The 23,219-nt window shown below is 67.7% G+C and carries 21 protein-coding genes and 1 pseudogene; 11 read left to right on the top strand and 11 right to left on the bottom strand.

Going from position 1 to position 23,219, the window contains the following annotated elements:
* Positions 1 to 168 precede the first annotated feature (168 nt).
* Positions 169 to 369 (bottom strand): annotated as a pseudogene (locus C7C56_RS30690) (hypothetical protein); the annotation flags it as partial.
* A gap of 481 nt (positions 370 to 850) precedes the next feature.
* Here C7C56_RS30690 and C7C56_RS11255 point away from each other — a divergent pair.
* Positions 851 to 1,309, top strand: a complete 459-nt coding sequence (locus C7C56_RS11255; protein ID WP_106757495.1) for a hemerythrin domain-containing protein — start codon at positions 851 to 853, stop codon at positions 1,307 to 1,309.
* A gap of 5 nt (positions 1,310 to 1,314) precedes the next feature.
* Here C7C56_RS11255 and C7C56_RS11250 read toward each other — a convergent pair whose 3' ends face one another.
* Positions 1,315 to 1,818 (bottom strand): response regulator, encoded by a 504-nt coding sequence (locus C7C56_RS11250; protein ID WP_106757494.1) that lies wholly within the window; start codon positions 1,816 to 1,818, stop codon positions 1,315 to 1,317.
* 135 nt (positions 1,819 to 1,953) lie between these two features.
* On the opposite strand from C7C56_RS11250, the gene C7C56_RS11245 reads away from it, so the two are divergent.
* On the top strand, positions 1,954 to 2,136 hold the full coding sequence (locus tag C7C56_RS11245) for a response regulator (protein WP_106757493.1): 183 nt from the start codon (positions 1,954 to 1,956) through the stop codon (positions 2,134 to 2,136).
* Positions 2,137 to 2,333: 197 nt separating this feature from the next.
* Here the strand turns inward: C7C56_RS11245 and C7C56_RS11240 are convergent, their stop codons facing one another.
* The 5 genes from C7C56_RS11240 to C7C56_RS11220 form a co-directional block, all read right to left on the bottom strand.
* Positions 2,334 to 3,086, bottom strand: coding sequence for an ice-binding family protein (locus C7C56_RS11240; RefSeq protein ID WP_106757492.1), 753 nt, complete (start codon positions 3,084 to 3,086; stop codon positions 2,334 to 2,336).
* A gap of 689 nt (positions 3,087 to 3,775) precedes the next feature.
* Positions 3,776 to 7,336, bottom strand: coding sequence for an EAL domain-containing protein (locus C7C56_RS11235; protein WP_106757491.1), 3,561 nt, complete (start codon positions 7,334 to 7,336; stop codon positions 3,776 to 3,778).
* Between the two features lie 199 nt (positions 7,337 to 7,535).
* Entirely contained in the window at positions 7,536 to 8,525 is a 990-nt protein-coding gene (locus tag C7C56_RS11230) for an esterase/lipase family protein (RefSeq protein WP_106757490.1), read from the bottom strand.
* A gap of 52 nt (positions 8,526 to 8,577) precedes the next feature.
* Positions 8,578 to 10,230, bottom strand: a complete 1,653-nt coding sequence (locus C7C56_RS11225) for a GMC family oxidoreductase (RefSeq protein ID WP_106757489.1) — start codon at positions 10,228 to 10,230, stop codon at positions 8,578 to 8,580.
* Between the two features lie 35 nt (positions 10,231 to 10,265).
* Positions 10,266 to 10,790 carry a twin-arginine translocation signal domain-containing protein gene (locus C7C56_RS11220; protein WP_106757488.1) on the bottom strand — a complete coding sequence of 175 codons (525 nt, stop codon included), beginning with the start codon at positions 10,788 to 10,790 and terminating at the stop codon, positions 10,266 to 10,268.
* A 111-nt stretch (positions 10,791 to 10,901) separates the two neighbouring features.
* On the opposite strand from C7C56_RS11220, the gene C7C56_RS11215 reads away from it, so the two are divergent.
* The gene (locus C7C56_RS11215; RefSeq protein WP_106757487.1) at positions 10,902 to 11,600 is read left to right on the top strand and encodes a DUF8198 family protein; all 699 of its coding nucleotides are present in this window, start codon (positions 10,902 to 10,904) and stop codon (positions 11,598 to 11,600) included.
* Between the two features lie 21 nt (positions 11,601 to 11,621).
* Here the strand turns inward: C7C56_RS11215 and C7C56_RS11210 are convergent, their stop codons facing one another.
* Together C7C56_RS11210 and C7C56_RS11205 are read right to left on the bottom strand one after the other, a co-directional pair.
* Positions 11,622 to 13,643: a putative bifunctional diguanylate cyclase/phosphodiesterase gene (locus tag C7C56_RS11210; RefSeq protein ID WP_229458716.1), complete on the bottom strand. Its 2,022-nt coding sequence runs from the start codon at positions 13,641 to 13,643 to the stop codon at positions 11,622 to 11,624.
* A gap of 215 nt (positions 13,644 to 13,858) precedes the next feature.
* Positions 13,859 to 14,614 carry an RNA methyltransferase gene (locus tag C7C56_RS11205; protein WP_106757485.1) on the bottom strand — a complete coding sequence of 252 codons (756 nt, stop codon included), beginning with the start codon at positions 14,612 to 14,614 and terminating at the stop codon, positions 13,859 to 13,861.
* Positions 14,615 to 14,815: 201 nt separating this feature from the next.
* Between C7C56_RS11205 and C7C56_RS11200 the strand changes: the two genes are divergently transcribed.
* The 5 genes from C7C56_RS11200 (at position 14,816) to C7C56_RS11180 (ending at position 19,146) form a co-directional block, all read left to right on the top strand.
* Positions 14,816 to 15,595 carry an inositol monophosphatase family protein gene (locus tag C7C56_RS11200; protein WP_106757484.1) on the top strand — a complete coding sequence of 260 codons (780 nt, stop codon included), beginning with the start codon at positions 14,816 to 14,818 and terminating at the stop codon, positions 15,593 to 15,595.
* A 224-nt stretch (positions 15,596 to 15,819) separates the two neighbouring features.
* Positions 15,820 to 17,187, top strand: coding sequence for a DEAD/DEAH box helicase (locus C7C56_RS11195; protein ID WP_106757483.1), 1,368 nt, complete (start codon positions 15,820 to 15,822; stop codon positions 17,185 to 17,187).
* A 152-nt stretch (positions 17,188 to 17,339) separates the two neighbouring features.
* The gene (locus C7C56_RS11190) at positions 17,340 to 17,813 is read left to right on the top strand and encodes a MarR family winged helix-turn-helix transcriptional regulator (RefSeq protein ID WP_106757482.1); all 474 of its coding nucleotides are present in this window, start codon (positions 17,340 to 17,342) and stop codon (positions 17,811 to 17,813) included.
* Positions 17,813 to 18,592, top strand: coding sequence for a hydroxypyruvate isomerase (gene hyi, locus C7C56_RS11185; RefSeq protein ID WP_106757481.1), 780 nt, complete (start codon positions 17,813 to 17,815; stop codon positions 18,590 to 18,592). Before C7C56_RS11190 ends, hyi begins: the two co-directional genes overlap by 1 nt.
* A 14-nt stretch (positions 18,593 to 18,606) precedes the next feature.
* Positions 18,607 to 19,146 (top strand): GNAT family N-acetyltransferase, encoded by a 540-nt coding sequence (locus C7C56_RS11180; RefSeq protein ID WP_106757480.1) that lies wholly within the window; start codon positions 18,607 to 18,609, stop codon positions 19,144 to 19,146.
* Positions 19,147 to 19,223: 77 nt separating this feature from the next.
* On the opposite strand, the gene C7C56_RS11175 is transcribed toward C7C56_RS11180, so the two are convergent.
* Positions 19,224 to 19,709, bottom strand: coding sequence for a LysR family transcriptional regulator substrate-binding protein (locus tag C7C56_RS11175; protein WP_146204429.1), 486 nt, complete (start codon positions 19,707 to 19,709; stop codon positions 19,224 to 19,226).
* A gap of 63 nt (positions 19,710 to 19,772) precedes the next feature.
* Complete coding sequence (locus C7C56_RS11170; RefSeq protein ID WP_106757478.1) at positions 19,773 to 20,993, bottom strand: saccharopine dehydrogenase family protein; 1,221 nt, start codon at positions 20,991 to 20,993, stop codon at positions 19,773 to 19,775.
* 157 nt (positions 20,994 to 21,150) lie between these two features.
* On the opposite strand from C7C56_RS11170, the gene C7C56_RS11165 reads away from it, so the two are divergent.
* The 3 genes from C7C56_RS11165 (at position 21,151) to C7C56_RS11155 (ending at position 23,052) form a co-directional block, all read left to right on the top strand.
* On the top strand, positions 21,151 to 22,014 hold the full coding sequence (locus tag C7C56_RS11165) for a hypothetical protein (protein ID WP_106757477.1): 864 nt from the start codon (positions 21,151 to 21,153) through the stop codon (positions 22,012 to 22,014).
* Positions 22,015 to 22,027: 13 nt separating this feature from the next.
* The gene (locus C7C56_RS11160; protein ID WP_229458714.1) at positions 22,028 to 22,579 is read left to right on the top strand and encodes a hypothetical protein; all 552 of its coding nucleotides are present in this window, start codon (positions 22,028 to 22,030) and stop codon (positions 22,577 to 22,579) included.
* 113 nt (positions 22,580 to 22,692) lie between these two features.
* Complete coding sequence (locus tag C7C56_RS11155) at positions 22,693 to 23,052, top strand: TraR/DksA family transcriptional regulator (RefSeq protein WP_106757476.1); 360 nt, start codon at positions 22,693 to 22,695, stop codon at positions 23,050 to 23,052.
* Positions 23,053 to 23,219: the final 167 nt, after the last annotated feature.

Raw genomic sequence — 23,219 nt, 5'->3', positions numbered from 1 at the left:
CAGCTTGTCGGACATGTCGAGCTGCGCGGCGAGGTCGCTTTCAGCCTGCTCGCGCTGGCGGATCTGCTCCGTCAGGCGCCGGTTCAGATCGATCAGCTCGACCCGCGCTTCGTGCTCCTCGGTCACGTCGTTGCACACGACAAGCACCCCGCGCACGCCGCTGGCGTCCTGGATCGGGCTGTAGCCGTAGGTCCACCACACGTTCGCGCGCGCGCCGTGCCGGGTCACCGGCACCAGCTGGTCGACGTTCCAGGTCGCGCCCCGCCCCTGCATGACCGCCTCGATCTGCGGGCCGATGATGGGCCAGATCTCGCCCCAGCATGCGCGCCCGCACTGTCCCAGCGCGTGCGGGTGTCGCTCGGGGCCCATGGTGGCGCGGTAGGCGTCGTTGTAGAACTGGACCAGGTGCTCGCCCCGCCAGATGAACATCGGATGGTTCGAGGTCAGCACCAGACGCAGGGTCGATTTGAGCACCTCGGGCCATTGCGCGGGATCGCCGAGCGGCCCGGCGCGCCAGTCGTGGGCGCGCGTCAGGGCGCCCATCTCGCCGCCTTCGGACATGAAATCAAAGTTGGAAGCGGGCGCCCGCATCGATCCGGGCCGTCCCGTGCGTTCGGGTGGATTGTTGTGCACGATGGCCATGGGGCACCGTCGGCGGCTTGAACATTTTCAAAGGAGGGCCAGTATAACCACAAGCCGGGCCCGATTCGTTTGAAACAATATTGCGCGTGTCGCGGGACGGGGCGATTTGTCCGCCGTCACCGCCGTCGCCGCCGTTGGGTGCAACGGCGCACATACCGCCAAGCCCTTCCGGAGCATGATGCGCCTTCAACCACGCAAAAGGCCCACCATGAAAACCACCCCGAACGACGCCATCGCCTTGCTTATCGCCGACCACAAGAAGGTCAAAGGCCTGTTCAAGCAATACGACGCGCTCAGCGACCGCTCCAAAGCCAGCAAGAAAAAACTCGCCGACGAGATCTGCAACGAGCTCACGGTCCACACGCAGGTGGAGGAGGAAATCTTCTATCCCGCCATCCGCAAGCCGATCGGCGACGAGGACCTGATGGACGAGGCCATTGTCGAGCACGCGGGCGCCAAGGACCTGATCGCCCAGATCGGCGGCATGGATCCGGGCGACGACCTGTACGACGCCAAGGTCAAGGTGCTGGCCGAGCAGATCGAGCACCACGTCAAGGAGGAGGAGGACGAGATGTTCCCCAAGGTGCGCAAGAGCGGAGTCGACCTCGTCGCGCTGGGCCGGCGCATGGCCGCGCGCAGGGACGAACTGATGGCCGTGCTAGCCTAGGCCCGCTAGTTCGCCCGCGTCGGGCCTCGCGCCGATTGCACCAAGGCGGCATCGACCATGCACTCGAAATCGTCGAGCTTGAACGGTTTGCTCAGATAGCCGAAGAAGCCGGACAGGCACATGTCTACGGCGCAATCGAACCGATCCGACGACAAGCCGATGACCGGGATGCCGGCCGTGTTGGGGTCGTCGCGCAGGAAGCCGAGCGCGTCGATCCCGCTCAGGCCGGGCAGGTTTATATCCATTAAATTGAGCGCCGGCCGGTGCGCGCGCGCCAGCTTGACGGCCGCGCCGCCGTGCGTGGCCGACAGCAAGGTCAGGTCGGCGCGGCGCGACACCAGCTCGCTGATCAGGGCCGAGTCGCTCGGATCGTCCTCCACGCTCAGCACGAGGTACTTCCGGACGGGCGGTGGCGCCGCCGGCGGGCGCGTTCCATGTTGCCTCTGATTCAAGTCGGTCGTCATCTTGTTCCCTTGTTCGCGCGGCGCACGGTGTTTTGCGCCACGCATGAAATTCTTTCCTGATTAAAATATGGCGCCTCCAAACAACCCCGTCCGTGTGGTGGCGCACGCTGCGTTTCGCCGCGCCTATGACGGGGCAAAGCGCCGCATACCGCATGGATCTATCGAAGCGCAACCATCGGTATGAAAATGCTGCCGTTCAGGCGTGTTCAACTGGATCGCCGACCGGTTCTCGCCATCGCGCTGACCGGCTGGAACCAGGGCGACACCGGGCCGCGCACGCGCGAAGCCGGGCTCAACCACAAGCTGGTCAAACCGGTCGATTACGACACGCTCAAGCGGCTCATCGGCGAGTCGGCGCGCTAAGGGAAACGTGCGGGGGCACGTGCGGGGGCACGGGCGGGGGCACGTGCGGGGCCATGTGCGGGCCACGTGCGGGGCCAGCCGCCGCGGCGGCACCGGATCGTGTGTTGCCAAGCCGCCGATCCGGCACAGCCTCCGGTTCACGAAAAAAAACGCCAACCGCATGGGTTGGCGTTCTTTCGTGCAGCGGGGACCCGGTATTACTGGGCTGGCTGTGTGACCCGATTCTTCTGCAGCGTCACGGCGGTCTGTGCGAGCAGACGTCCGTTGACCGTCGCGCCGGTGTTCACGGACACCAGGGTCTTGGCCAGCACCACGCCTTCGAAATGGGCCGTGGTGCCGATCGCGACAACGTCGGCGGCCTGCCAGAAAATGTTCTTGGCCAGCGCGCCGCCGACCAGGGTCACGCGCGTGGCGCTGGCCTGCTTGATGCCGCCGGCGATCTGGAAAATCCAGACGTCCTTGGGGCCGCCCGACAGCTTCACATCGGTCGAGATCGAAACGCCCGTGCCGAATTTGTACAAGCCCGGTTTGAGCGTCATTCCGCCGATTTCGCCCGAGCCGAGGTTGATGTGGTCGGGCAGGACGCGGCCGGCCGCGTCGAGGTAAGCCGTTTCCATGTCGCTCACTGCCGAGGTCAGCAGCGTGGCGGCGGTGACGCTGCACGGCAGTGGGCCGGCGGCATCGACGGTGTACAAAATACCGCCGGCGATTTCGCCGCAGGTCAGGCCGATCGCGGCGCCGGTGATCGGGCTGGTGCCGACGTCGCCTTTGATGACTGAGGCATAGACATTGGTGATGCCGGTTTTACTAAGCAATGCGAACGTTCCGGCTGAACCGAGCTTGACTGGCGCCTGGGGTTGGGATGCGCTGGCGATCGCCGGGGCGGCGAGCATGGCGCTCAACAAAGTCGCGAGGAAAATGGCTTTTGGTTTGGTGTGGAATTGGATCATTGTGTTTCCTTTGTCTTGGTTGCGGATCCCAGGCCTGGTTTTTCAGGTTGGTGTGGATCCGCTGGCACTAAGGCCGCCTGCAAAGGTCCTTATACAGCCCCGCCCGACAACCGCTGTGTGCGCTGGCGCGCTTAGTAACATTTTGTTACATGCCCAGGTTAACTTTGCGCAAAGGGACTCAGAGGCTGAGAGTTTTTCGGGCGTGCCCGAGCAGCCCGCCAGAAAGCGGCAGATCGAGGCGCAAAGCACAGCCATAGCGGGCTATGGCGAGCATTTGCAACGACGAACTGGCGCTTTCTGGCGTGATGAGCGGGCATGATCGAAAGACTCTCAGCCTCTCAGGCGCCGCCACCATGCCGCCCGCTCTGGCGTTCCCACCCGATCGGGGTCGCGTTAGTGCGCGTTTTGTCTTGTTTTGCCTGGCGATTTGCAAGGAGGAAAATACCGGGGCGGGAAGCGACAGAAGGAGACAAAACGCGACCCGGAACGAGCACGAATGCCAGACGCACCCGCGGACGCGTGCCGGGTGCCGCCGGCCGCCGCCCCGCCCCGCCGCCTAAGCCGCCTATTCGCCTAATCGTCTAATCGTCTAATCGCCTAATAGCCTAATCGCCTAAGCCGCCTAATCGCCTAAGCCGCCTAATCGCCTAAGCCGCCGCCTGCGCCGCCTACGCCGCCTATGCGGCAGCCTACGACGCCAGCCCGCCGCGGTGCAGCACCGCGTGCAGCCTGAAGCCCTCGCGGATGTTCTCGCGCAGCGTCGCGCCCTTCCACGGCTTGGTGTAGAAGCGGTCGATCGCGCCCTGGTTGATCGCGGCCATGATCGGGGTCAGGTCGGCGTTGGCCGAGAGCATGATGCGAAAGGTGTCCGGGTACAGGTCCTTGACCCGCTCCATGAACTCGGTGCCGCTCATGACCGGCATGCACTGGTCGCACAGGATCACCTGCACCCGGTTCCGGGCCAGCATGTCGAAGCCGTCGGCCGCGCCCTGCGCCGTCAGGATCTTGTAGCCGTCCTGTTCGAGGAAGTCCGACAGCACCTCGAGCATGAAGGCGTCGTCGTCGACGATGAGCAAGGTGAGCTGCTCGGGGCAGCCGTCGCTGGCCGGCGGCGCCAGCATCTTGCCGCCCCTCAGCATCTGCTCGAACTCTGGGCCCGGCAGCGGGCGGCTGAAATAATAGCCCTGCATCTCGTCGCAGCCGTGGCGCCGCAGGTAGGCCAGTTGCGCGTCCTTCTCGACGCCCTCGGCGATCACGCGCAGCTTCAGGCTGTGCGCCATGTTGATGATCGCCAGCACGATCGCGGCGTCGTCCGGATTGCTCGTCACCTCGCGCACGAAGGCGATGTCGATCTTGAGCTTGTCGATCGGGAAGCGCTTGAGGTAGGCCAGGCTCGAGTAACCGGTGCCGAAGTCGTCGATCGAGATCGAGATGCCGAGCGCCTTAAGGTTGCGCAGCACCGCGATGGTCTCCTCGGCGTTCGACATCAGCGAGCTCTCGGTCAGCTCGAGCTCGAGCAGCTCGGGCGCGATCGCGTGCAGCTCGATCGCCTTGAGCACCTCCTCCTCGAGCCCGCCGACGAAGAACTGGATGCCCGAGACGTTGACCGAGACATGCACCGGCCCGACTCCTGCGCGGCCCCAGCGCCCGATCTGGCCGCACGCCTCGTTGATGACCCAGGTGCCGACTTTGACGATCAGCCCGGTCTCCTCGAGGATCGGGATGAACAGCGCCGGCGAGACCATGCCGTGGCCGGGCCGCTGCCAGCGGATCAGGGCCTCGGCCCCGCTCACCCGGCCCGAGCCGATGTGCACCTTGGGCTGGTAGTACAGCACGAATTCGTCGTTGTCGATCGCGCGCCGCAGCGCGTTCTCGAGGTCGAGCCGGGCCAGCGACTGCGCGTTCATCTCGGTGGTGAAAAAGCGGAACGCGTCGCGCCCGGCGTCCTTGGCGCGGTACATCGCGGTGTCGGCGTATTTGAGCAGGCTGTCGGCGTCGAGCCCGTCGTCGGGGTAGACGGTGATGCCGATGCTGACCGTGACGGTGGCATCCTGGCCCTCGAGGTCGAACGGGCGGCGCAGCAGCTCGCGGATCTTGTCGACCACGGCGATCACGTTCTGCGGGCCCTCGGGCAGCATCAGGATCACGGCGAACTCGTCGCCGCCGAAGCGGCCGACGACGTCGCGCGCGCGCAGGCAGCCGACCAGCCGGATCGAGAACTGGCGCAGCAGGTCGTCGCCGAACGTATGGCCGAGCGTGTCGTTGATGTTCTTGAAGCGGTCGATGTCGAGGAACAGCACGCCGACTGTCCAGTGGTGCTCGGCCGCCTGCGCCAGCGCGCGCGTGAGCGCGTCGCAGAACTGGACCCGGTTGGGCAGCCCGGTCAGGGTGTCGAAATGGGACAGCTTGAGCAGGCGCAGTTCGGCGTCCTTGCGCTCGGTGATGTCGCGCACCACCGCGACCACGATCCAGCCCGCGCCCGAGCGCAGCGTGCGGCGCTGCACCTCGACCGAGAGGCTGGTGCCGTCCCTACGTTCGAGCTGCAACTCGCTCGAGGCGCCCGACTGGTCGCCCCCGAGCAGGCGCTCGACCAGTTGCCGCAGGCCTTCGTGGGTCGGGCCGGCCCCGGGCGCCCCGAGCGCGAGGAAGTCCTCGCGCCCGAAGCCGAGCATGTGGCAGGCGGTCGCGTTGACGTCGACGAAGCGCATGCCGGTGCGGTCGAGCAGGAAGATGGCGTCGGCGGTCGCGTCCATCGCGGTGCGGAAGCGGCGCAGGTCCTCGTCGAGCAGGATGCGGGCGGCCATGTCGGCCGTCAGCTGGGCGTGGTTGCGCTCGATTTCGGCGTACAGCAGCAGGTTCTCGTAGGCCACCGCGATCTGCGCGCTGACCGTGACGGCGACCCGTTCGTCGACCTCCGAGAACTCGGCGCCGCCCAGTTTGTCGACCAGGTACAGCCAGCCGTGGACCCGCTCGCGCGAGGCGATCGGCACGCCGAGGAAGGCGTGCACCGGCGGGTGGCCGGCCGGCAGGCCGAGCGCGGGCGCGTCGCCGCCGGCGGCGCCGATGCGCACCGGGCCGGGCTGCCCGAGCAAGGTGCCGAGCAGGCCGGCGCGCGGCGTTTGCGCCACCATCGCGGCCTTGGCGGCCATGCCGGTCTCGCCGCACGACGAAAAATGGCTCAGTTCGGGCGCGCCGTCCTCGAGCACGCCGACGCAGGCGTAGCGCGCGCCGCAGATGTTGAGCGCGACCCGGCAGCCGACCGCGATCAGCGCCTCCGGGTGGCGCTCGGCGCCGAGCGCGATGCCCAGATCGATCAGGGAGGTCAGGCGCAGGCTCACCGCCTGCAGGCTGGCGAGCGAACTGGCGAGCTGCCCGGTCATGGCGGCGCCGCCCTGCCCGTGCGCGCCAACGGCGCCCCCGCCGGCCAGCCGGCCGTCCTGGCCGGCGCCGTAGGCGGCGTCGCAGAACACCGCCGCGCCGGGCTCGGCGCCGCCGCCGAGCACCTCGCGCACGGCGCGCAGGATGACTTCGGGCTCGGACGGCTTGGGCAGCACCCAGCGCACCCCGCAGGCGCGCGCCAGGTCGAGCGCCTCGCGTTCGCGGTAGGTGGCGGTGTAGAAAATGACGGGCACCGCGGCCAGGCCGGGCTCGCGCCGCAGCTGCGTGACGAACTCGTGGCCGTCCATGTTCGGCATCATGATGTCGGAGATGATCAGGTCGGGTTTTAGCTCGCGCGCCACGGCCAGCCCCTCGACGCCGTCGGCCGCCTCGAGCAGGCGGTGGCCGCCGTAGCCGAGCAGCGCGATCAGGAATTCGCGGTTGAGCACATGGTCGTCGACGATCAGGATGGTGGCGCGCGGCTCGGTCTTGGGCGCGCTCTGCCAGGCCGGCAGGAACGCCTCGAGCTGGGCCAAGAAGGTGTCCGGTTCGAGCGGCTTGGCGATGTAGCCGTCGAAGCCGGCCTCGAGCAGTTTCTCGCGGTCGCCCAGCATCGCCAGCGCCGTCACGGCCAGCACCGGCACATGGGCCAGCCGCGGGTCGGCCTTGAGCGCGGCGACCACGCCGTAGCCGTCGAGCTTGGGCAGGTGGACGTCGCACACGACCAGGTCGGGCGGCGCCGCGCGGGCCCGCTCGAGGCCGCTCTCGCCGTCGCTGGCCATCTCCGGCGCGTAGCCGAACGCCGTGAGCAGGTACACCATCAATTCCATGTTGGTGGCGTTGTCTTCGATGATCAGGATGCGTGCAGTCACTTTTTCGCCCCTCTGGCTACAGCAAGCCCGGCTCAGCCAACTACTTGTTCATGCGGTATGCATACGCGCGCGCCGCGCATAAACGCGATCGGGGCCACAGGTGTTAACATACATCAACAGTACGCAATAAGCATTAAGAACATTTCATTCTTTATGCGATTGTGGCATCCGGGTGAAATAAATTGACGGCGGCCAACCGTCATGATGCCCGATGGCTGGCCGGATCGTCCGTTCCGGCCGTTCCGCGGGCGGCGCGCGCCCGCGCGATCTCCTGCATCAGGCAGTCGAGCACACGCCGGTTGCGCCCGAGCGCGACGTGGCCGACGCCGCCGAAGGCGATGTTGCGCGCGCCGGGCAGATGGCCCGAGGTCTGCGGCGCGACGATGTTGTCGTGATGGGTGTAGAGGGAGGTGACGAGCGCGCGCGCGGCGTCCGGTTCGGCCGCCGCGAGCGCGCGCAGCCAGGCGCTGGCGGCGGCGGCGTCGTCGACGCATCCGGACGCGCCGGGGGCGCCGCCGCGCAGCATCTGGGCCGCGTTGCGCCCGGGGACGAAGCGCGCCAGCCGGGTGCCGCCGTGGGGCGTGCCGAGCGTGATCACGCGCGCCACGCGCGCCGCGCCGTGCGCGTTGAGGTAGGCGCGCGCCACCAGCCCGCCCATGCTGTGGGCCACGATCAGCACCCGCGGCGCGTTGGCGCGCCGGCACAGGTCCTCGACCGCGCGCGCGGTCGGCGCCACGTAGTCGTCGATGTCGCCGAGCACCGGCTCGAGGTCGAGCGTGGCGTGGCTGATGCGGGCCGCGTCGAGGCGCGCCGTGAGCTGCGCCCAGTAGCCGCTGTTGCAGCCGTAGCCGTGCAGCAGCAGCACCGGCGGCGCCGGCGCGTCGTGGTAGATGCGCTCGCGCTGGCGCGCGCGCGCCATGAACCACGACGAATGGAGCAGCGTGGCGGCGAACTCCTCGCCGAACATGCGCGCCCGCCCGAGCGGGCCGAGCGCGAAGGCGGACGGGGTCGGGCTGCCGAAGCGCGCGCTCATCAGGAAATTGTTCGCCGTCAGCAGCAGGCGCAGCAGCAGCATGCCGCAGGCGCCCAGCGCCAGCGCGCTCCACGGCGAGGCGGCCACCCCCAGGCGCAGCAGCAGCCACGCCGCCAGCGCGACCAGCCCGGCCTGCAGCAGCAACAGCAAATGCATAATCCGGCGCGCGCTCACGGCTGCTCCATCGCCTTTGTGGCCGGGCCGGCGCCTAGGCGCGCACCCGCGGCGCCGGCTTGCCCGTCAGTTGCTGCGCCAGGCCGCTGGCCAGGCGCGCCGTGACGCCGTAGATCGACAACTGCGGATTGGCGCCGATCGAGGTCGGGAACAGCGAGCCGTCGTGCACCGACAGGTTGGCCACGCCGCGGTAGCGCCCGTCCGGGCCCACCAGGCCGCGCCGCTCGTCTTCCGACATCGGGCAGCCGCCCATCACGTGGGCCGAGACCACGCGCGTGAGCAGCGGTTTGTACGGCAGCGCGGCGATGCCTTTTTTGGCCGCGGCCCATGTCGTGTACCGTTCGGCCAGCTCGTGCACCGGCTGCACCGACTTGGCGCCGGCGGCGAACTGGATCTCGGCCATCGACAGCAGCGCGCGGCGCACCCCGTCCCAGACGAAGTCGGAGATCGGATAGTCGAGCACGGGCGAGCCGTCACCGCGCAGCTTGACGCGCCCGCCCGGCGAGTCCTCGTGGAAGCCGTCGCGCAGCAGCGCCAGCAGCGCGTGCACGTGGGGGAACTGGCGCATGGTCTCGGCGTGGGCCTGGCCGAAGCCGGCCATCGTGGTCGACAGCAGCAACGGGTGCAGCGGCGGCGCCTCGAGCTTGTAGCCGATCGGGCCGCCGACCGGGTCGACGTCGAGGAAGTGGTCCGAATAGATCGTTTGCGGCGCCCCAGCGTAGCCGTCGACGCGCTGCTCGAACATGGCCGCAGAGATCACGGTCGGGTGCAAAAAGGTGCGTTCGCCTAGCAGGCCTTGCGGGTCGGGCGCCTTCGAGCGCAGCAGCAGGGCCGGCGAATTGATGGCGCCGCCGGCGAGCACGAAGTGTTTGGCGCGCAGCGTGACGGTGTGGCCGGTGGCGGCCAGGCCGCTCGCGTCGAGCGCGTGGCAGACCAGGTGGTCGACGCGGTCGCCCTTGAACACGAAGCGCTCGGCGCGCGCGTGGGTGAGCAGCGCGGCGCCGCCGGCGAGGGCCGACGGGATGGTCGTCACCAGCATCGACTGCTTGGCGTTGGTCGGGCAGCCCATGCCGCAGTAGCCGAGGTTCCAGCAGCCCTTGACGTTGCGCATGATGGCGGCGGCGGGGATGCCCAGCCTGGCCGCGCCGCGCTTGAGTAGGTCGTTGTTTTCGTTCGGGGGCGTCAGCCAAGTGCTCACGCCCAGGCGCTCCTCCATCATGAGGAACCACGGCGCCATCGCCTCGGGCGTGTACGATTTCAGGCCGAACTGGCTGCCCCAGAAGGCGAGCGTGTCGGCCGGGGTGCGGAAGCTCGAGGTCCAGTTGACGGTGGTCGAGCCGCCCACGGTGCGCCCCTGCAAGATGTTGATGGCCTTGTCGGCCGTCTTGCGCGCGGCCGACTCCTGGTACAGCGCGGGATAGGCCTCGGCCTCGCGCATCTTGAAGTCGCTCGAGGACTTGAGCGCGCCCTCCTCGACGATCACCACCTTGAGCCCGGCCAGCGTGAGGATCTCGGCGCTCACGCCGCCGCCGGCGCCGCTGCCGACGATGACGACGTCTGCCTCGATCTCGCGCGGCCCGGTAAGCGTGGCGCAGTCGGTGACGTTCCAGCCGGCGGCCAGCCCGGCCTTGATGGGGTCGGGGATGCGGATTTTGGCGCTTGGCGCGGCGGCGTTCTCAGGGGTCATGACGGTTCGATCAAAAAAGGGGCGGAGGCGCTGGCCTAGCTCAGTTGCGCCATCGGGCCGGGGTAGCCGATCGCGGGCCAGTTCGACGGGTCGGCGTACCAGGCGCCGATGATCAGGTCGTGCAGGCCGTGGTAGGCCGTTTGCAGCATCGCCAGCCGGTGCGTGCGCCAGCTTTGCAGAAAGGCGCCGACCTGCTCGGCGCTGGCGCTGCCCCAGCTGTCGGGCACCCCGGCCAAAAAACGGCGCGCCGGGCCCAGCGCGAGCAGCCCGAACAGGTCCTGCAGCTCCTGCTGGGTGGCGCGCGGCAGCCCCAGGATGGCCTGGTGCACATGCAGCGTGGCGGCCTTGACGGCGGCGGCGCGCGCGGCCGGCCCGGGCGGCAGCGCGGTGCCGAGCATGGCCGGCAGCATCGCCTCGAGCGCGCTGCGGGCCTCGCCGTCGAGCACGAACGGCCCCGGCGCCACGGGCGCGCGCGTGAGGCGGTAGATGCCTCCGCCGGCCGCCAGCGCCAGCGCGGCCAGTGCGCCCACCTTCAAAAAGCCCCTGCGAGTCGTCGCCATCGTGTCCTTGCTTGATCTATGTTGTTTTTTCGTAGTGTACGCCTAACCGATTGCGCGTTGGCCAAGCAAAATAGAGTGAACAATCTACGTCTTTCTGGTAAACAACATCCTATGGGAAAAGAAAAACTGGTCCACACACTCGAACAGCAACTCAAGGCGGTCAAGGCCGAGCGCCTCGAGGCCAAGCGCGAACCGGCGCTGCTGGCGGCGCGTACCGCGCTCAAACGGTTCCAGTCGGCGCGGCTGGCCGCCACCCACGCCGACCTCTTGGCCGGGCGCGACACGCACGACGCGGCCGTGTATTTCCTCGAGGAGTTGTACGGGGCGCACGACCTGAGCCAGCGCGACGTCGACCTCGAGCGCATCATCCCGACCCTGCAGCGGCTGCTGTCGTACGAGGCGCTGCGCGCCATCACCGACGCGATCGTGCTCGACGCGCTGTCGGAGCGGCTCGACACGGCCATGGCGCGCGAGCTCGGCACCGCCTTCGACGAGGACGACTACGCGCGCGCCTACCGCAGCGTGGGCGAGCCGCAGGAGCGCGCCAGGCAGCTCGATCTGGTGCGCCAGCTGGGCGAGTCGCTGTGCGATCTGGTGCGCATTCCGCTGCTGTCGATGACGCTGAAGGTGATGCGCGGGCCGGCCCGGCTGGCGCGGCTGGGCGACCTGCACGAGTTCCTCGAGCGCGGCTTCACGACGTTCAAAAAAATGCGCGAGCCGAACCGCTTCGTGGCCACCATCTGCGCGCGCGAGCGGCAAGCGATGGACAACCTGTTCGAGGGCCGGGCCGACCCGTTCAGGGTGGGTTAGGGGCCAGCCGGCCGCGCCGGGCTATGCCGCCACCTGGGCGCCGTAGTGGCCGTCGGCCGCCAGCAGCGGCGCGAACCGCTCCGCGCCGACCGGCTTGCTCAGATAATAGCCCTGGATCTCGTCGCAACCCTGGCGCCGCAGGTAGGCCATCTGGGACTGGTCCTCGACGCCATCGGCAATCACCTTCAGTTCCATACTCTTGGCCAGCGCGATGATGGCAGTGACGATCGCCGGATTGTTGCCGCTCTGGCCCAGGTCGCGCACGAACGACTGGTCGATCTTGAGTTTGTCGATCGGGAAGCGCTTGAGGTAGCTCAGGCTCGAGTAGCCGGTGCCGAAGTCGTCGATCGACAACCGCACCCCGGTCGCGACCAGGCGCTGCATGACCTCGATCGCCAGTTCGACGTTCTGCATGACCATGCCCTCGGTGATTTCGAGCTCGAGCCACTCGGGCGCGAGGCCGCTGGCCGCGATCGCCTCGCCCGTGAGCTGCTCGACCTGGTTGCGCTGGAACTGGCGCGCCGACAGGTTCACCGCCATGATCAGGGGGGGCAGGCCGGCGTCCTGCCAGGCCTTGTTCTGGCGGCAGGCCTCGTGCATGACCCAGGCGCCGAGCGGCTCGATCAGGCCGCAGTCCTCGGCGATGCCGATGAAGCTCCCCGGATAGATCAGGCCGCGCTCAGGATGCTGCCAGCGCACCAGCGCCTCGGCGCCGACGATGCGCCCGCTGCGCAGGTCGACCTGCGGCTGGTAATGCAGCACGAATTGCCCGCGCTCGACGGCGCGCCGCAGCTCGTGGCGCACCTGCAGCACCGCGCGCGCGCGCGAGGTCATCGACAGCGAGAAGAACGCGTACATGTCCCTCCCCTCCGCCTTGGCGTGGTACATCGCGTTGTCGGCGTTGCGCAGCAGCGTCAGCGCGTCGGCGCCGTTGGCGGGGAAGGTCGCGATCCCGATGCTCGAGGTCATGTGCAGCGCGTGTTCGCCGACCTGGTACGGCGCGCGCGCTGCCGCGATGACCTTGTCGGCGATCCAGGCGCTGTACTGCTCGTCGCGCAGCCCCGTGAGCAGCCGCACGAACTCGTCGCCGCCGTTGCGCCCGAACGTGTCCGAGCTGCGCATCAGCGCCAGCATGCGCGCGCCGAACGCCTGCAGGAACTGGTCGCCGATCTGGTGGCCGAGCGAATCGTTGACGTTCTTGAAGTCGTCGAGGTCGATGCACAGCACGGCGACGTGGGTATTGCTGCGCTTTGCCGCATCGATCGCCCGTTCGATGCGGTCCTCGACCAGGGTGCGGTTGGGCAGGTCGGTCAGGACGTCGTAATAGGCCAGGTACTCGACCTTGCGCTCGGCTTCGAGCCGCTGCGCCACCTCCGACTGCAGCAGGCCCTGGCTGGCCGCCAGGTCGCTGGTGCGGTGCGCGACCTGCGCGGCGAGGCTGGCGCGGTCGTCCACCAGCAACTGCTCGACCTGCTTGCGCGCGGAGATGTTTTCCAGAATGCCCAGCAAGGCGTCGCCGGTTTGCTCGTTGCCGTAGAACGGCACCTTGATCGTGTGGGCGAGGAATTGCCCATGCGCGGTGGTGACGGTCTCGCACTCGACATCGACCACCTTTTTCTCGCGCATCACCTGTTCGTCGGTCGCGCGGAAAAAATCGGCCTCCTCCTTATTAAAGAAATCGTAATCGTTTTTACCGAGCATCGATTCGCGGCTGAACCCGAATTCCTTTTCGGCGTGCCGGTTCCACCGCGTGAAACGGAATTCGTCGGCCGGGTCCTTGGTGAATACGCTCAAAGGCAGATTGTCGATCAGCGCGCTGAGGAAGCTGTTCTGGTCGCCGGCCTGCGCCAAGGCCTGTTGGCGCTCGCGCCCCTCGGCGGTGAGCCGGCCGATCAAACGTTCGCGCTCGCGCAGGACATGGCGCGCCACCAGCGTCGCGCCGAGCGTGGTGAAGACGATCGTGAGCGCGTGCGACTCCCAGATCGTCACCGCGGGAAGCAGGAACTGTTTGGCCAGTTCGAACACGCACATCGTTGTAAACATGAGCACCGCGACTTCCATCAGCGCGCTGATCGGTCTTTTCCGTTCGTTCCGGCTTGTTTCCATGGGCACCCCGCGCACGCGCTTTGTATCACGCTTTGCATCACGCTTTGCATTACGTTAACACGAATCGAGCACGGTCGTAAATCGCCTTTTCCTCCATGGAGAGCGACAAGAAAAGCCGGATTTAACAGATGGATAATCCCCGTGCCGTTTGTTCAGTCGCGCGTCTTCAATATCTGGCGCGCGATGCCGCGCAGGATGTTGACTTCCTCGGTTTCGAGCTGGGTGCGCGCGAACAGGCGGCGCAGGCGCGGCATGAGTTTTTTCGGATTGCCGGCGTCGAGGAAGTCGATCGCCACCAGCGCCTGCTCGAGGTGCCCGTACATGCCCTCGATCTGGTCCATGCCGGCCGCCGCGCCCGAAAAACCGAATCCGGGCGCCGGCGCGGCCCCCTCCTCGGTCGCGACCCGGCACTCGTAGGCGAGCACCATCAGCGCCTGGGCCAGGTTGAGGGACGAGTAGCCGGGGTTGGCCGGGATGTTGATGAGCACATTGCACTGCTCGACGAGCTCGTTGGGCAGCCCGAAGCGCTCGTTGCCGAAGATGAGCGCGCCGCGCAGATCGCCCTGCCCCGCCATGTGGCCGGCGAACTGGCGCGGCGCCCACACCGGCGGCGAGAACGCGCGCAGCCGCGCCGACACGGCGGCGGCAAAATTGCAGCCCTCGAGCGCCTCGGCCATGCTGCCGACGATGCGCGCGCCGTCGAGCACATCCTGGGCGCCGCTGGCGAAGGCGATGGCCTCGGGGTCGCCGCAGGCGTCGGGAAAGCGCGGGTTGACCAGCACCAGGTCGGAGAATCCCATCGTTTTCACGGCCCTTGCCGCCGCGCCAATGTTGCCGGCCCGGCTAGTTTCGACGAGCACGAAGCGCAGGCGTTTGAAAACAGAAGTGTCGATTTCGGGCAGGTTCATTTAAAATAGCGCAATCGCGCGGTGTCGAAGGGGATGTTTCGGGCGGAATGGATGGCAGCGCCATCGACCTCCAGCCCGGGATTCTAACCATTTCGCCGCCGCGCCGCTCTTTAATTCACTCTTGTTCATTACCGTTTGCTGTGCCCGTGGGGGCGCCGTGGGCGCGTAGCGTTCTTTTAACGGAAGCTCCACATGCACCCAATGCTCAATACGGCGATCAAAGCCGCCCGCCGCGCCGCCACCGTGATCCAGCGCGCGTCGTTCGACATCGACCGCGTCACCATCACTGAAAAACAACACAACGACTTCGTCACCGATGTGGACCAGGCGGCCGAGCAGGCGATCATCGAGACCTTGCTCAAGGCCTATCCCGACCACGCGGTCCTCGCCGAGGAGTCCGGCGCCTCCGCCAACATGAACGACGAGAGCGAATTCGCGTGGATCATCGACCCGATCGACGGCACCACCAACTTCATGCACGGCTACCCCAACTATTGCGTCTCGATCGCGCTGCAGCAGCGCGGCATCATCACCCAGGCCGTCGTGTACGACCCGGTGCGCAACGACCTGTTCACCGCCAGCAAGGGCGGCGGCGCCTTCCTCAACGACAAGCGCATCCGCGTCACCAAGCTCGACCGCATCGCCAACGCGCTGCTCTGCTCCGGCCACGCGGCCGGCCCCAAGGCGCTCGACGAATACCTGCGCATGTACGCGCTCGTGTCCGAGCGCTGCCAGGCGATCCGCAGCGCCGGCTCGGCCGCGCTCGAGCTGGCCAACGTGGCGGCCGGGCGCAGCGACGGCTTCTTCGAGAAGGGCCTCAAGCCCTGGGACCTGGCCGCCGGCTCGCTGCTGGTGACCGAGGCCGGCGGCATCTGCGGCGAGTTCTCGGGCGAGTCCGGGTATATGAGCAAGGGCGACATCCTGGCCGCCAGCCCGAAGGTGTTCGGCCAGATGGTCACGCTGCTCGGGCCGTTCGCCTAGTCGTTCGCCGCCGCCGGCGGCGCGCCCGGGGCGCATCTCCGGGCGTTTCTCCGGGCGTTTCTCCGGGCGTTTCTCCGGGCGTTTGCTCGTCATTTCCCCCGGGCTGTTATACTGCCCCCCGGGCGGCCTTGCCTCCAGTGTCTTGCCGCCCCGTTCTCTCACTCTGATTGCCTGCGACTGGCGCCCTCATTTGGCGACGGGCCGATCTCCACCATAAAGTTATCATGTCATTTTCCGCACTCGGCCTGTCCGACGCCATCGTCCGCGCCGTCACTGAACACGGCTACACCGTCCCCACCCCGATCCAGACCCAGGCCATCCCGGCCGTCATGAACGGCGGCGACCTGCTCGCCGGCGCCCAGACCGGCACCGGCAAAACGGCCGGCTTCACGCTGCCGATCCTGAACCGGCTCTCGACGGACGCCGTCGGCGCCGCCCAGGCCAACAAGAGCTCGCCGCGCGCGGTGCGCTGTCTGATCCTCACACCCACGCGCGAACTGGCCGCCCAGGTCGAGGAAAGCGTGCGCGTGTACGGCAAGTACACCAACCTCAATTCGGCCGTGATCTTCGGCGGGGTCGGCATCAACCCGCAGATCAAGCAGCTCAAGCACGGGGTCGACATCCTAGTGGCCACCCCGGGCCGCCTGCTCGACCACATGGGCCAGCGCACCGTCGACCTGTCCAAGGTCGAGATCCTGATCCTCGACGAGGCCGACCGCATGCTCGACATGGGCTTCATCCACGACATCAAGAAGGTCCTCGCGGTGTTGCCGAAAAAACGGCAGAACCTGCTGTTCTCGGCCACTTTCTCGGAAGAAATCAAGGCCCTGGCCGACGGCCTGCTCAACAAGCCGGCGATGATCGAGGTCGCGCGCCGCAATTCGACGGTCGAGGTGATCGCCCAGAAGATCCATCCGGTTGACCGCGACAAGAAGCACCCGATGCTGTCGTACCTGATCAAGTCGAACAACTGGACCCAGGTGCTGGTGTTCACGCGCACCAAGCACGGCGCCAACAAGCTCGTCGAGCAACTCGGCGCCGACGGCATCGGCGCGCTCGCGATCCACGGCAACAAGAGCCAGACCGCGCGCACCCGCGCGCTGTCCGAGTTCAAGGACGGCACGCTGCAGGTGCTGGTCGCGACCGACATCGCCGCGCGCGGCATCGACATCGACCAGTTGCCGCACGTGGTCAACTACGACCTGCCGAACATCCCCGAGGACTATGTGCACCGGATCGGCCGCACCGGCCGCGCCGGCGCCACCGGCGAGGCCGTTTCGCTTGTCTGCGTGGACGAGCACGAGATGCTCAAGGACATCGAGAAGCTGATCAAGCAAACCCTGCCGCGCCAGGTGGTGCCGGGCTTCGAGCCGGATCCGACCGCGCGCGCGCAACCGGTGCAGCTGCGCAGCGGCGCGCCCGGGCATGGCGGGCGCCGCTCCGGCGGCGGCGGGGGCCAGGTGGTCAAGGTCGGCGCCGGCGGCAACAGCAACCGCAGCGCGGGCAAACCGCGCGGCGCGTCCGGCAACGGCGGTGGCGGCAACCGCACCAGCGCCTCGCCCCTGCACCGCTCGGGCGGGCGCGGCCGGTAAGACACGAACGCGGCCGCATGGCCGCGGCGACAACAGCCACCCCGGCGCAGGCCGCGGTGGCTGTTTTTACGTCCGCTTGAAAAAAAATCCCCATCCATCCGATGATTGCCATAGAGTTGACAACTCAAGCATAAATCAAGCACAAGGACACTATGGGCACCTCCGACCAGCCGGCCACCGGCCATGGCGCCGACGCGGCGCTCGACTTTTGCGTACGGATGGCGCGCGCCCAGGCGGTGCTGGGCCGCCGGCTCGACAACACCCTGGGCAGCGTGCACGGCATCGGCTTCGGCGACTACGTGCTGCTGCACCACCTGAGCCGCGCCGCGGGCGGACGACTGCGCCGGGTCGACCTGGCCGAACGGCTGGCGCTGACGGCATCGGGCGTGACGCGCACCCTGCTGCCGCTCGAAAAAATCGGCCTGGTCGCGCGCCAGAGCGATCCGCGCGACGCGCGCGTCGGCTATGCCGTGATCACCGGGGCCGGCCAAACCCTGCTGGGCGAGGCGACCACGACGGCGCGCGGTATCTGCCAGGAGTCGCTGGGCGGCGCCACCCCCGGACAGCTCGACGCGCTCGGCCTCGTGCTGGGGCAGATCGCGGGCATGAACCTGTCCAATTCCTGATGCCGAAATTCGCCGCCAACCTGAGCTTGCTGTTCAAGGAGCTGCCCTTCCTCGATCGCTTCGAGGCCGCCGCCGAGGCCGGTTTCGAGGCGGTTGAATTCCTGTTTCCGTATTCGTTCGAGGCCGGTCACATCGCCCGCGAACTGGCGCGCAACAAGCTCGAGCTGGTGCTGCACAACCTTCCCTGCGGCGACTGGGATGCGGGCGACCGCGGCATGGCGTGCGACCCGCTGCGGGTGGCCCAATTCAGGGACAGCGTCGCGCTCGCGCTCGAATACGCGCGCGGCCTCGGGGTCGAACGCCTCCATTGCATGGCCGGCATCGTGCCCTCGTCGGCGGACCGGGAAACCGCGCACGCCACCTATGTATCGAACCTGCGCTACGCGGCGGCTCGGCTCGGGGAGCACGGCATGCGCCTGTTGATCGAGCCGATCAACAGCTTCGACATGCCCGGCTATTTTTTGACCGGCAGCGCGCAGGCGGCCGCCGTCATCGCCGAGTGCGGCGCCGGCAATCTGTTCATGCAATACGACATCTACCATATGCAGCGCATGGAGGGCGCCCTGGCCGAGACCATCCGCGCGCACCTGCCCCTGATCGCCCACATGCAGCTGGCGGACGCGCCCGGACGGCACGAGCCGGGAACGGGCGGGATCGACTTCCCTGCCCTGCTGAAACTGATCGACGCGCTCGGCTACAATGGCTGGATCGGCTGCGAGTACATTCCGCTAGGCGCCACCGTGGAAGGCTTGGTGTGGCGCCAGGCCGTCCAACAATGAAACCCAAGGGTCAAATGTCACAACCGCAACCACCGCTCGTCATCCGCGTGCTCGCCGCCGACGAGGCGCCGATCTACCGCGAAGTGCGCCTGCGCGCGCTGGCCAACGCGCCCGACATGTTTTGCAGCACGCTGGCCTCCGAACAAGCCCGCCCGCCGGTGGCCTGGGCCGAGCGCCTAGCCGCGGCGGGGACCTCGGGCCACGACTATCCGCTCGTCGCCGAGCTCGCGGGAGCGGCCGTCGGGCAGGTGTGGGCCAAGCGCGATGCCGACGATCCGGCGGTGGTCAATATCTTCCAGATGTGGGTCGCGCCGGAAGGCCGCGGCCGCGGCGTCGCCGCCGCCCTGCTGCGCGAGGCTATCAACTGGGCCCGATCAAAAAATGCGCTGTCGGTCCAGCTAAGCGTGACCTGCGGCGGCAGCGCCGCCGCGCGGCTCTACCTGCGCGAGGGGTTCCACGACGTCGGCCCGGCGACCCCGCGCGCGGGCACGCCGCTGTTCGAACAAGCGATGCGGCTGGTGCTTGCCGGCGCGGCGCCGTCACGACCAGCTTAAATGGCCGGCCCGGAAGGCCGGGCTGTTTGCCACGATGCGCCGGTTGCCGACATAACGCAGCGCGATCTGCACCGCCTTCATGCGCGACGCGCCGGCCAAAGTGAGCAACGCAAAGCGCCGCCGCGCCGGAAATGGCAGGGCGACGATGTTGACCTGTTGCGGATCGGGGACACCGCAAGTCTTGGCAAGATCGAATAGCCGGTTCCATGCCCGACCATGGCCGCGATCGCGCTTTCGGTCGCGACGGTGCGCGCGACGTCGGCCGTGAACCCCGCCGCGCGGCAATGGTCAAGCATTGCCAGCGCGCCCGGGCAGGCGAACTGGATGTACGGCAGCGCCTTCAATTGCGCCCAGTCCACGGGGGCGTGCAAGGCGAGCGAGGGGCGCGCCTTGCCCAGCGCGCGGTGGCCCGCTTCGGTCGGCGCGCAGCCGCCGCGTGAACGCAGCAGCAACTTCGCTCCCAGCGTTTCCTCCAATTCGGTGATGGCGTCGCTTATCGGTGACTGCGTGCTCCGCTTATGCATGTCCAGCATCGCTCGCCACGGCCGGAAAGCTTGTTCCACCCCGAAAATACGGGCTTCGCCATCAAGCTGGAGGTGCAGCCCTATACCCCTATAATTAATCTGTCACGCCTCGAGCACCGTGAAGCGCAGCCCCGCGTGCGCCTCGAGGCGCGCGATGAGCTTGTCGCCGAACACCGTGGCCGGGGTCCAGAAACCGCCGCCGCGCTCCGTGCGCGGCACGTCGAGCAGCAGGCAGGCGGCCGCCTGCGCCAGCATCCTGGCGGTCGAGCCGTAGCCCGGATCGCGGTCGCCGGTGACCTTGACCCGCAACTGCGGGCCGTGCGCGGTCGTGCCCAAAAAGCGGAAGTCGAAAAAACCCTTCGCCTGCGCCTCCGGGCTCGGCCCCTCGCCCGGCTGCGGCAGCACGCGCCGCTCGATCACCCCGCGCAGGGGCGCGACGCCGAGCGCGAGCATGAACGCGCCGATCCCGAGCGTGAAGCCCTGCGCCCGCAGCCAGCCCTTGGCCATGGTCGCCTCGTCGTAGGTGAACTCCCTGCCGTAGGCCGCGTTCAAGAGCGCGTTCGAGCGGTGCACGACGCGCGTGTTGATGCCCGCCATCAAGAATGGCGCGGTCCAGGTCTTGAAGTCGGCGTCGTAATCGGCCCTCGCGGCGGCGTTCTGGCGCGCGCTCAAGCCATGCCCGGGCGGGCAGATCGAATACGGGTCGGCCAGCTCGCGCCGCACGGCCGGGTCGGCCGCCGCCTCCCTGGCGATGTTGACCAGGCTCGCGCAAGTGCCGCCCGAGACCGTCCCCGCCATCGCCTTGACGCGCATCTTGACGCTGGTGCACGGCTGGCCGAAGCGTTGTCGCGCTTCGCGCTGCAGGAAGCGCACGCCGAGGTCGGACGGGATCGAATCGAAGCCGCAGCAATGGACGATGCGCGCGCCCGACGCGCGCGCGCTGTCCTGGTAGCATTCGATCATGCGGCGCACCCATTGCACCTCGCCGGTCAGGTCGCAGTAGTCGGTGCCGGTCTGGGCGCAGGCCTTGACCAGTTGCTCGCCGTACAGCGCGTACGGCCCCACCGTCGAGACGACCAACCGCGCCCGCGCGCACAGCGCGCGCATGTCGTCGGCGCTGGCCGCGTCGGCCACGATCAGCGGCACGCCAACGCCCGCCGGACCCAGTTGCGCGCGCACCTGTTCCAGTTTCGAGCGCGACCTGCCGGCCGCGGCCCACACGAACTGGCCGGCGCACTGCTCGGTCAGCACGCGGCACAAAATCTGCCCGACGAAGCTGGTCGCGCCGAACACGATCACGTCATATTGGGGTGGCTTGGACATGGTGGTTCCTTCGGAATGGGCGCCGCGGACGGGGACCCTCCGCCGCATTTTACCGCCAAGCACTACAAGCTTGACCTTGAGCAAGATGCCTCTATGCCACAGAGGCAAGAATGGGGCCTTCCGGTACGCCATTTTCGCGCCGCCCGAGAGGATCCCCATGAACGCAAGCCGCTCCCTTACCGTCTGTGCAGCCCTCGCCGTCAGCCTCCTTTTCGGGGGCTGCGCCAGCACCGGAAAAGTCAGTCTGTCCGAAGTGCGCGAGTTCGCCGACGCCTCCGCCAAGCTGGGCGGCTACTCAGAATTGTCGAGCCGCTTCCGCGACACCTACGTGCGCGAGCAACCCTACCTGACGGCGGCGGCCGACAAGATCGCCAAGGAGAACGACGCCAAGCGGCGCGCGGCCTACGACGATTTCCAGAGCGTGCAGAAAACGGTGGTGCTCTACATGCAAACGCTCAGTTTGCTCGCCGGCGACGAGCGCTTCGACCTGACCGCCAAGCTCGACGATCTCGGCACCGGCCTGAAGGCCTTCGCCGACAGCGGCATCGAGCAAAAGCACGTGGTCGCCTACACCGGCCTGACGCGCCTGCTCACGCGCGTGATCGCCTCGGGCTACCAGGGCCGCAGCGTCGAATCGATGGTGCGCGACGGCGACGCCGACCTGCAAACCCTGATCGAGGCGATGATCACGCTCACCCGCTACTACGCCAAGACCAACGAGAACGAGCAAAAGATCGTGCTCGGCATTTTCGACATCGACATCCCGTTTTCGAACAAGCCGCAGGACCGCATGCTCGTCACGCTCGCCAAGGTGCATTACCTGAACAAGTCGATCGAATACCGCCTCATCGACAAGCGCTACGACCTCGCGATGCAAGGCTTGAGCAAGGTCTCGCTGGGCCACCGCAAGCTGCGCGACAACCTCGACAAGATGACCGGCGCCGAACTGATGCTCACGCTGGCCAAGTACACCAAGGACCTGCGCATGATCCGCGAAGGCTTGCACGACACCTCGATTTGACCGGAGACCGACCATGAAAGAATTGACCCCGCAAGAAGCGGCCGACGCCGCCGCCAAGGCTGCCGCCGCACTCACTGCCGCAGCACCGGCGCCGGCCGCAGCGGAGCCGGCCGGCGCCGATTCCCCACACGGTTTGTCGAACGCGGCCGAGATCGAAGCGCTGGCCGACCAGCTCGGCGAATGCGCCGACGAGATCCACGCCCGCATCCTGCGCCAGATCAGGGAGAACAACGGCCCGCTGAGCGAGTCCGAGCAAAACGCGGCGCGCGCGCTGTTCGACGAGGAACTGTTGCTGCGCCAGCGCGCCGACGGCCTGTATGCCGACGCCGCGATCAGCGTCGTCAGCGAGCTCGGCCAGCAGCAAAAGCACATCATGGCGCTCACCGCCAACGCCGCCGAAACGATCCGCAAGATCGGCCACATCGGCCACCTCGTCGGGCTCGCCGGCAGCCTGGTCACGCTCGGCGGCGCCGTCATGACGCACCAGGTGATGCTGATCGTTCCCGCTCTCGACAAGGTGCGCAAGCAGATCGCGCTGGTCGACGCGACCGCCAAAAAGCCCTGATACGGGCCGCGCCAAAGCCACGCGTGCGCCGGCGCACGCGGATCGCGCTACACTAAAGGCTAGCCATGCGTCGACCGAGGCGCGGCTGCCTTCGAACAACACGGAGTTCCGCGATGAACGGCCTGGCACCGGAACAGCTCGCCCTGCTCAGGGCGATCCTCGAAGAACGCCTCGGCGCCCTGGCCGCGCCGGCCAGCGCGCCCGCCAACGCGCGCGAACTCGCGGTGGAGGAAATCGAAACCTCGCCCGCCGACAAGGCGACGGTGCGCCTGCTCAACGACCTCGCGCTCGAGGCGGCCGGCCACAACGCCGCGCAGGCGCTCGCCATCAGGCGCGCGCTGGCGCGCTTCGACGACGGCAGCTACGGCATGTGCGACGAGTGCGGCCAAAACATCGGTTTTTCGCGCCTGCAGGCGCGGCCCGAGGCGCGCCTGTGCATTGCCTGCCAAACGCGCGCCGAAAAACGCGTTTAAGTCGCCCCCGGCGTCATCGATTGCAAGATGGTTGAACAATCATTGTGGCGAAACCGGTCCGGGACAAGGAAAAAAGCACAGCAAGGCCAAGGCCTTGCTGTGCTTTGCGGCGCGGTATCGGGCGTTTCTCGCCATGTTTCGACGAACTAGTACAACATCCCTTAAAT

This window comes from Massilia glaciei (genome assembly GCF_003011895.2).
Classification (GTDB): Bacteria; Pseudomonadota; Gammaproteobacteria; order Burkholderiales; family Burkholderiaceae_D; genus Telluria_A; species Telluria_A glaciei.
This window is presented reverse-complemented; position numbering and strand designations above follow the sequence as displayed.

Bases quoted from the DNA above. Each gene is read 5' to 3' on its own strand.
- C7C56_RS11200 (WP_106757484.1), top strand. From the start codon at position 14,816: ATGCTCAATACGGCGATCAAAGCCGCCCGCCGCGCCGCCACCGTGATC.
- C7C56_RS11230 (WP_106757490.1), bottom strand. From the start codon at position 8,525: ATGCATTTGCTGTTGCTGCTGCAGGCCGGGCTGGTCGCGCTGGCGGCG.
- C7C56_RS11250 (WP_106757494.1), bottom strand. From the start codon at position 1,818: ATGCGTGGCGCAAAACACCGTGCGCCGCGCGAACAAGGGAACAAGATG.
- C7C56_RS11210 (WP_229458716.1), bottom strand. From the start codon at position 13,643: ATGTTTACAACGATGTGCGTGTTCGAACTGGCCAAACAGTTCCTGCTT.
- C7C56_RS11155 (WP_106757476.1), top strand. From the start codon at position 22,693: ATGAACGGCCTGGCACCGGAACAGCTCGCCCTGCTCAGGGCGATCCTC.
- C7C56_RS11170 (WP_106757478.1), bottom strand. From the start codon at position 20,993: ATGTCCAAGCCACCCCAATATGACGTGATCGTGTTCGGCGCGACCAGC.
- C7C56_RS11160 (WP_229458714.1), top strand. From the start codon at position 22,028: ATGAAAGAATTGACCCCGCAAGAAGCGGCCGACGCCGCCGCCAAGGCT.
- C7C56_RS11255 (WP_106757495.1), top strand. From the start codon at position 851: ATGAAAACCACCCCGAACGACGCCATCGCCTTGCTTATCGCCGACCAC.
- C7C56_RS11215 (WP_106757487.1), top strand. From the start codon at position 10,902: ATGGGAAAAGAAAAACTGGTCCACACACTCGAACAGCAACTCAAGGCG.
- C7C56_RS11240 (WP_106757492.1), bottom strand. From the start codon at position 3,086: ATGATCCAATTCCACACCAAACCAAAAGCCATTTTCCTCGCGACTTTG.
- C7C56_RS11180 (WP_106757480.1), top strand. From the start codon at position 18,607: ATGTCACAACCGCAACCACCGCTCGTCATCCGCGTGCTCGCCGCCGAC.
- C7C56_RS11245 (WP_106757493.1), top strand. From the start codon at position 1,954: ATGAAAATGCTGCCGTTCAGGCGTGTTCAACTGGATCGCCGACCGGTT.
- C7C56_RS11205 (WP_106757485.1), bottom strand. From the start codon at position 14,614: ATGAACCTGCCCGAAATCGACACTTCTGTTTTCAAACGCCTGCGCTTC.
- C7C56_RS11190 (WP_106757482.1), top strand. From the start codon at position 17,340: ATGGGCACCTCCGACCAGCCGGCCACCGGCCATGGCGCCGACGCGGCG.
- C7C56_RS11225 (WP_106757489.1), bottom strand. From the start codon at position 10,230: ATGACCCCTGAGAACGCCGCCGCGCCAAGCGCCAAAATCCGCATCCCC.
- C7C56_RS11220 (WP_106757488.1), bottom strand. From the start codon at position 10,790: ATGGCGACGACTCGCAGGGGCTTTTTGAAGGTGGGCGCACTGGCCGCG.
- hyi (WP_106757481.1), top strand. From the start codon at position 17,813: ATGCCGAAATTCGCCGCCAACCTGAGCTTGCTGTTCAAGGAGCTGCCC.
- C7C56_RS11195 (WP_106757483.1), top strand. From the start codon at position 15,820: ATGTCATTTTCCGCACTCGGCCTGTCCGACGCCATCGTCCGCGCCGTC.
- C7C56_RS11165 (WP_106757477.1), top strand. From the start codon at position 21,151: ATGAACGCAAGCCGCTCCCTTACCGTCTGTGCAGCCCTCGCCGTCAGC.